This is a genomic window from Egibacteraceae bacterium (assembly GCA_035540635.1).
In the GTDB taxonomy this organism is placed as follows: domain Bacteria; phylum Actinomycetota; class Nitriliruptoria; order Euzebyales; family Egibacteraceae; genus DATLGH01.
Window position 1 is genome coordinate 25021 of sequence record DATLGH010000009.1, and the last position, 7134, is coordinate 32154.

Sequence of the window (7134 nt, forward strand, 5' to 3'; positions counted from 1 at the left end):
CAAACCCATGGCGGCAGTGCCACGGACGGTAGTAAGAGAATTGTGCTACCGCGGGGCAGACGGCAATGCCCATGCCGAAGCCTTGGGTGCCTCGATCGGCGACTACGCCCTTGACAGCTGCATCATCGCCGGCACTGTTGTTGTGGCCGGCTTGCGGTTGCTATTTCCAGTGGTTGTGGATGTAGCGATGAGCTGCATCGACTGGTAATGGCTGGGTTGCATTACCCATTCGTGCGTAGAACGTGGCGCCTTGTTTGTCGGCCACGTACACCGGCTCTGGTGACCTCTTGACGTCGATCTGGCAGACGTCGCGGCCCTCGAGGGACGTGATGGCGACCCGTATGAACGCCAACGGCGGCAGACCCAGCGCGCTACTGAGCACTTGCGTGAGGTGCAGCTCGAAGCCGTCCCGAGTCCCCTTCTTGCCCAGTGTCCGATAGTCCGGCTCCAGCCCGACAAGGGATCCGTCGTCGGCCACGCCGATCAGAAGCGTTCCTCCCTCGGCGTTCAAGAAGCCCGCCACCGTCTTGGCCACGACCTTCTCCAGCTCCTTCATGACCGAGCCGTCGGTCATGTTGGCTCTCAGGCTCGACTTGAACTCAAGGTGGGCGCTCTCCCCCCGATCGATGAGAGCGCGCAGATCATCGGCGGCATCGGCGTGAACCGCACCGACCCGCGCGGTGCCGGAGAGCTGCAGCGTGCCGTCGACTGCCCGGAGCAGGTCCCCTTGCCTGCAGAGAGTGGCGCTGACCTCCTCGATCGCCTGGCGGATCTTGGCGCCGGTCCGCTTGAAACCGAACAGCCGCGCGATGCTGTTCACCAGCTCCTCTTCGCTCATCGCGCGGGCGTCCCGCACAAGTGCGCGAACGGCCAGCGCGAGTTCCTCTGGCGTGATGTGGTTGATGTCGCGGAAGGAGTCGCCGTCAGCGGCGGAGGGCACACGCACGACCGCGGGACGGTCTCCGAGCAGCGTGTCGCCGGAGCGCGTGAGCTCGCCGCGACGCTCCAGGGTGGCCACGGCCCTCTCGACCGCTTGGCGCACCCGCTTCGTTGCGTTGACCCCGTACTGCCACGCAATCCGCTTGATCACCAGCTCTATGCTCACGGGAGACTCGCCTGCAACCATCTGAGAGACGGCGTCCATTACACCAGACATCGCCTCCAGTCCGGCCGGGTGCACCGAGTTGTCCACCATCGGCCACGTCGGCTCGTACGGAACGGCCCAGGCCGGTGGGGCGTCCAGATCCACCTCGACCTCGTGCAGTTCCACACGCTCAGCCCGTACGCCCGCCGGCCGCGTCGCCCGTGCTTCGCCTCGCGTGGCGGACTGGAGTGCCTGCCTCAACCGCTGTTCGCTGCCCGCCCTCTCGAGGTACCAGGCCGGTCCCCACACGCGGTGAAGCCGCCACCCCAGTCGCCCAAGCACCTCTTGGCGGAGACGATCCCGGTCGCGAGCCACCGGCGAAGAGGCGTAGGAGGCCCCGTCTAGCTCGATGCCCAAAAGATAGGCCCCCGGTTGCTTGGGGTCACGGACGGCGAGGTCGAGCCGGTAGGACGACATGCCAACCCCAAGGTCCACCTCGTGGCCCCACTTGCGCAGCACCTCGGCTACAACTCCGGCAAGCGCCTCGTCGGGCGCAAGGACGCCATGCGTCCTCGTCTCCGCCGCACCGACCTCGCGGGCATAGCGCATGTATTCCAACAAGCGCACCAACCCCACGGCCTTCGCCTTGCCGGCGAGGGCCTCCGGCTGGAAGGAGGAGAACACCTCCACCTTCCGGCGCGCCCGTGTCACCGCAACGTTCAGCCTACGTTCGCCCCCCTTTCGGTTCAGGGGCCCGAAGTTCGCCGAGAAGCTGCCGTCGGCCTGTGGGCCATAGCCCACGCTGAACAGGATCACGTCCCGTTCGTCGCCTTGGACGTTCTCCAGGGCTTTGACGAAGAACGCGTCCTTGATATCCAGGGCGAAGAAGCGGTCCAGGTCCGGACGGTCCAGCCGCAGCCGCTCCACCTCGTTCTCTACCGCCTCCGCCTGTGCCTGGCTGAAGGTCACCACGCCGAGCGACCGATCCGGCGTCACAGAGGCGCAGTCGATGACGCGCCGCGCGACCGCCTGCGCCTCCCGGCGATTCGTCCTGGAGGTCCCGCCTTCGTACACGCCGTCGACGATCTGCAGCGACACCCCGAGGTGCGGCCCCGCCGGGTCGGCTCCGGGGAACGTGACGAGCTGGCCGTCGTAGAACGCTCCGTTGCTGAAATTGATCAGCGTTTCGTGCTGACTTCGGTAGTGCCACTGCAACGGGACGGAGTGCAACGCGGCCGTCCCCTTGCACAGGCCGAGTACCGATTCGAAGTCATCGGGCTGCTCCTCGTCGTAGCTGTCGCTCTCGTCGATCGCAGTCCGGTCGAAGAAGTTCGTGGGCGGGAGCTGCTTGTCATCGCCCGCGACGATCAGCTGTCCGCCGCGATAGACACAGTTGATCGCGTCCGCGGGGGTCACCTGGGACGCCTCGTCGAAGATGACGACATCGAACGCGAAGCTCGGCGGCAGGAACTCGCTCACCGACAGCGGACTCATGAGGAAACAGGGTTTCAACGCACGAGTGACCTCGGCTGTCTTCTCCAGCAGCAGCCGTACCGGCATGTGGCGTGACCGCTTCTGGGCCTCGCGTTCGATGATCTTCGCCTGGCCGACGCTGGTCACCGGGCGGCGTCCCGCACATGCGGCCGCGACTCGCTGAGCAGCATCGGTGAGGAGCTCGTGATCCAATCGCCGGAACTCCTCGAGGTCCGCAGTGAGATCATCGGCTCGGACCGACGCAAGTGCGGGCTCCGACGAGGAAACGGCGTTGTACCAGGCTGTCCATAACGCCCGTTCGAGCACATCTGGCAGCTGCTCTGCACGGGTTCGGTCCCCGGTGACGTAGTCGAGGCTGGGCTTCCACCCCTCCGTCCTAAGCTCGGCCATGAGCTCCGTGTGCGCCCGCCACACGTCGATCTGGTGGATGCGGTCCGCCAGGTTTCCGAGTGTGCCGCACGCATCGCCGAGGTCGCCCTCCAGCTCCTCACGCAGCTCCTCGGCACGGCTGGGGTCGAATCGGTCGAGAAGATTGGTCTGCAGCTTGCGCGCCTGCGCGCAGGCATGGGCCAGCGGCTCCGGGTCTGCCGGAGGATGCCGGTCGTGGAGCTGGTCGGCGGCTGCCCTAGTCAGCGGACCGCCGTGAACCTCCTGCAGCTCACCCGCCCAGCGAAGACCTCGCCCGACCAGCTCGATGTCGGTGTCGTGACCGGCATAGAAGTAGCCGAAGCGCCGACGGTCGCGAGACTCCTCCTCCCGTAGCCGGCGGGCTCGGTCGTCGACGTCGGCGCGGCGGCGGAGCTCATTGCCCAGGACGGACAGGTCGGCGGGCTGCAGGCGTCGGGTCTCGACTTCCGTAGCCAGCTCGAGGAGTGCCGCGGCTGTCTTGGCGGCCTCCTCAGCCTGATGGATAAGCGCTGTGAGAGGCATGGCAGGATCGACCTGTTCGCCGAACAGCACGCGGCCCGGCCCGGATCGCCAGTCCTCGATCCGCTGAACGGTACGCTGCGCGCGGTCGGCCAGACTCGGATCCTGCGGGGCCTCACCGCACAGCTGGGCTGCCACACCAGAAGCGTCGTAGTCCTGACGAAGCCGCTCTGCGGCCTCACGAAGGACGCTCAAAGCTCGTCCAGCGGCACCGACGTCTGTTTCTCGCTCCTGCGCAAAACTGCCGAGCACTTCCTTGGACCGAGCGTAAGCAGCGTCGAGCGTCCTGCCCGCCTCCTGCAGCTCCAATGCCTCCCGCAGGTGGCTGCGGACATCCTTTGTGGCCTTGCCGATCCGGGCCACCGATGCCACGGCGCGTTTGTCCTCCCGATACGACGTCGACAGCTTGCGCAACCCTTTGTGCCGTTGCTCGAACCTGACGACAAGGCTCGCGAGGTCGAGCTCCTCGATCTCGGGCGTGAAAACCTCCTCAAGGGCGGAGCGGCGCTTCTGATAGTGATCCACGAGTGGTCCGAGGACGGTCAACGCCGCCTCGACGCGGCTGATGATCGACGGTGAGCTCCACTGCGTCTCGGGTCGCACGTGAGCGTCCGCATGGGAGGCCACCAGCGCCAAGTCGAGACATTCAGTGATGGTGCGGTCCCGGTCGGGTGCTCGCAGAGCGGCCGCCAGGTCCCGGGCCTCGGCCTGCAGCTGGGTGGCGAACTCCACCGTCTCGCGTGCCGCCACGACCTGACGCGCCAGTTCCGGGACGGTCGGGCCGACTGGCTCGAGCAACAGGCCGCCGAGGGCCTCGGACAGCTCGTCCCAGCGCTTCGCCAATCGGGAATCGAGCGCATTCCAGTCCTGCCCGTACGCCGCCTCCAGTGCGTCGACGTCGCGCCGTTGGTCCTGCGCCTCCGCGTCGAGCACCGCCAGACGCGCCAGCGACTCAGCGAGGTTGCCTGACGTCCACCACGACTTGTCGGTGGGGGGCTGCCGCAAGACCTCCTGCAGGACAGCTACCAGCCACTCGGCCTGTAGGAGATCCTGTGCGACCCGCAGCGCGGTTTCGTCGGCGAGCTGGTCGCTGAGGTCGGCGACCTGCTGGAGCGTCCTGTTGAGCTGGTCGACGACCTGCTCCAAGTCGGGTCGTGTGCGTGGGCTCGTATGCTCGGCCCGCAATCCCAACCAGACGAAGTCAGGGCGGTCGGCGACGGGTGCCCAGACCCTGGACAGTCGTTGGAACCGGCCTATCAGCTCCGCCACCTCTCCGGCGCTCAAGCCGGCTCCGATCGCTGTGGGCGTCGGGGCAGCAGGCACGTCAGCGAGCTGCGCGAGGCGGCCCACGACCTCCTCGATGCTTTGCCCCAGGGGGTCACGCCGGCGGTTGAGGGCATCGGCATAGCTGCTCAGCCGGGCACGAAGCTTCTCCGCACGGGCCAGGTCGGCTTCAGTCAGACGTGGCCGCCCCACGGGCTTGCGCCTGAGTGCCTCGCCGAGGCGGCCGGCCACCTCTCGGCGGCCGACTTTCTGGCCGTGCAGTTCCAACAGGAACGGGCTCAGGCCTCGATCACCCAGCCGGGCTGCGACCACCTGCAAGGCAGCGAGCTTCTCGGACACGAACAGCACGGACTTCCCGTCGGCGATGAGCTCGGCGATGATGTTCGCGATGGTCTGGCTTTTGCCCGTGCCGGGCGGGCCGTCCATGACGAAGTTCACTCCGCCCCTTGCCGCTGCGATCGCACGCCGTTGACTTCCGTCCGCATCGAGGATCAGCCGGGCGCGCTCGGGCGGGGCGACGGCATCCAGCTCCTCCTCGGCCGGAGGGGACACGTCCGCCGGAACGACATCGTCCGGGTCGGCGAGGAAGCGCACCAGCGGATGGCCGCACACCACCCGGAGGTTGTCTGTGAGGTCCTTGAACATCGCCTCCTTGTGGAAGGTCGCTCGCTTCAGCACCACGTTCGGCTCCACGCGCCAGCCCCGGTGACGGACCGCCTCGGCGACGCCATCCCATAACGCGCCGAGGTCGACGTCCTGGGTCTGGGCAAGGTCGAACTCGGGAAGGGTCAGGTCGAACTCCTGCTCCAGGAGCACACGGAGCGAGAGGTTCAGCACCGGGTCGTTCTCGAGCCGAGCGAGCCTGAATGGATCCCGTGGCGAGCTGCGGACCAGGTTGACGGGGATGAATAGCAGCGGCGAACGGTTGTCTTCGGTTTCGTCCTCCCGTCGCCAGTGCAGCATCCCGAAGCACAGGTAGAGGCTTTCGAGCCCTCGGTCGACGAGGTCCAGGTTCGCCAGCCGGGCGAGGTTCTTGAGCGCTGCCTCGACCTCGGACCGGGTGGTGCGCTCTGTGACGAGCTCCCCTGCGCCGGCGTGCGCGACGCTGTCCTGGATCGTCCACGGGGGGGCTCCGGGGGTCGCCGGAGGCGGGCTGAAGAACCCCCACTCCTGGTTGCGTTGGAGTCGCTCGAGCGCTGCGACAGGCGCCGGCGCCAGGATCTGCAGGGTGCCGCGCTTGATGGGCTTGTAGAACAACGACGTGTTGCGCCGGGAGAGGTCGACGAGTTCGTTTGCCCAGGTCTTGACCCGTACCGCTATCCGATCGCTCGATGCCATCCCGTCATCCCCCTCCAGATGCGGACGCCCCGCCTAGGGTTTCCCGTCTAAGTCGGAGCAATTACTTCGCACCCCACTTCTTGTTACAGGACGCGTGGGCAAGCGCCGCATTGGCGATCACCGTCTTGCCTCCCCTGACATGCGGTTCGACGTGGTCGATGTGGAGATCCTCCCATCGCTTGATCCTTGGGCTCAGGCAGTCGGCGAAGTGGCAGGTCGGATCCTTTTCGGCGTGCCACAGGATGCGCCGCTGCGTGGCGTTGAATGCGCGCTGCGGGTCCTTGTGGTCGAAGACGCTCTCGATGACTTCCCGCAGGATCTTCTCTCGCTTCTGTCGCTGCTTCTGGCTATCGGTGCCTTCTCTCACTGTCGCGAGGTACTGTACCAAGGGCTTCTCCGCCCTGGTCGCTGCCTTCATCGTCTTCTGTTTCTCGCTCACTCGGTCCACAGCTGCGCCGAACTCGGTCAGTAGCGCGCCGGCGACCTTATTGCGTTCGCTACCGTGAGCGGTCACTGTTCGACCTTCATCCCACAGCCGGTGCAGGAGCAAGACTAGCGTGTAGAAGTCCGCGCGCCTGTGAAAGCGTGTCGTCTTGAGCCCGGGCAGTACCTTCTTAAGGACGTTCAGGGCGCGGTTGACGGCAACGCTCGCTTGGTCCAGCGAGTCCTTCTCCAGGCCCTGCCCAGCGAGGACCTTGTCCAAAGGCCCCTTCTTATTGAGCGGCCTGCCCTCATGGACCGAGTAGAAGCGATTCCTCCAGTCACTCGACAAGTCCCACCAGGTCCACCAGTCCGCAGGTCTCCATCGGCAAGGGCTGTTCGGAGGTTTAGCACCCCTTGGTCTGTCAGAGGCCCTTCGCCCAGCCACCACAGGATCGTCTCGATTCGCTGCTTGCCGTCGATGACAGACCACTGCTCGTGCTGAACGGCAAGGCTCACTCTGGGTCCTAACCTCGATGTTTCGCGCGGCAGGCTGATGGGCGCGTGAATGTCGTCGGTCCGGCGTG

Annotated in this window: 2 protein-coding genes; both read right to left on the reverse strand. The window is 66.3% G+C overall.

Annotated elements, in window-relative coordinates:
• Positions 1–160: 160 nt before the first annotated feature.
• A complete protein-coding gene (locus tag VM324_01995) occupies positions 161–6127 on the reverse strand; it encodes a DUF4011 domain-containing protein (GenBank protein HVL98046.1) in 5967 nt (1988 codons plus the stop codon).
• A 61-nt stretch (positions 6128–6188) separates the two neighbouring features.
• Positions 6189–6830: an HNH endonuclease signature motif containing protein gene (locus tag VM324_02000; protein HVL98047.1), complete on the reverse strand. Its 642-nt coding sequence runs from the start codon at positions 6828–6830 to the stop codon at positions 6189–6191.
• Positions 6831–7134 lie beyond the last annotated feature (304 nt).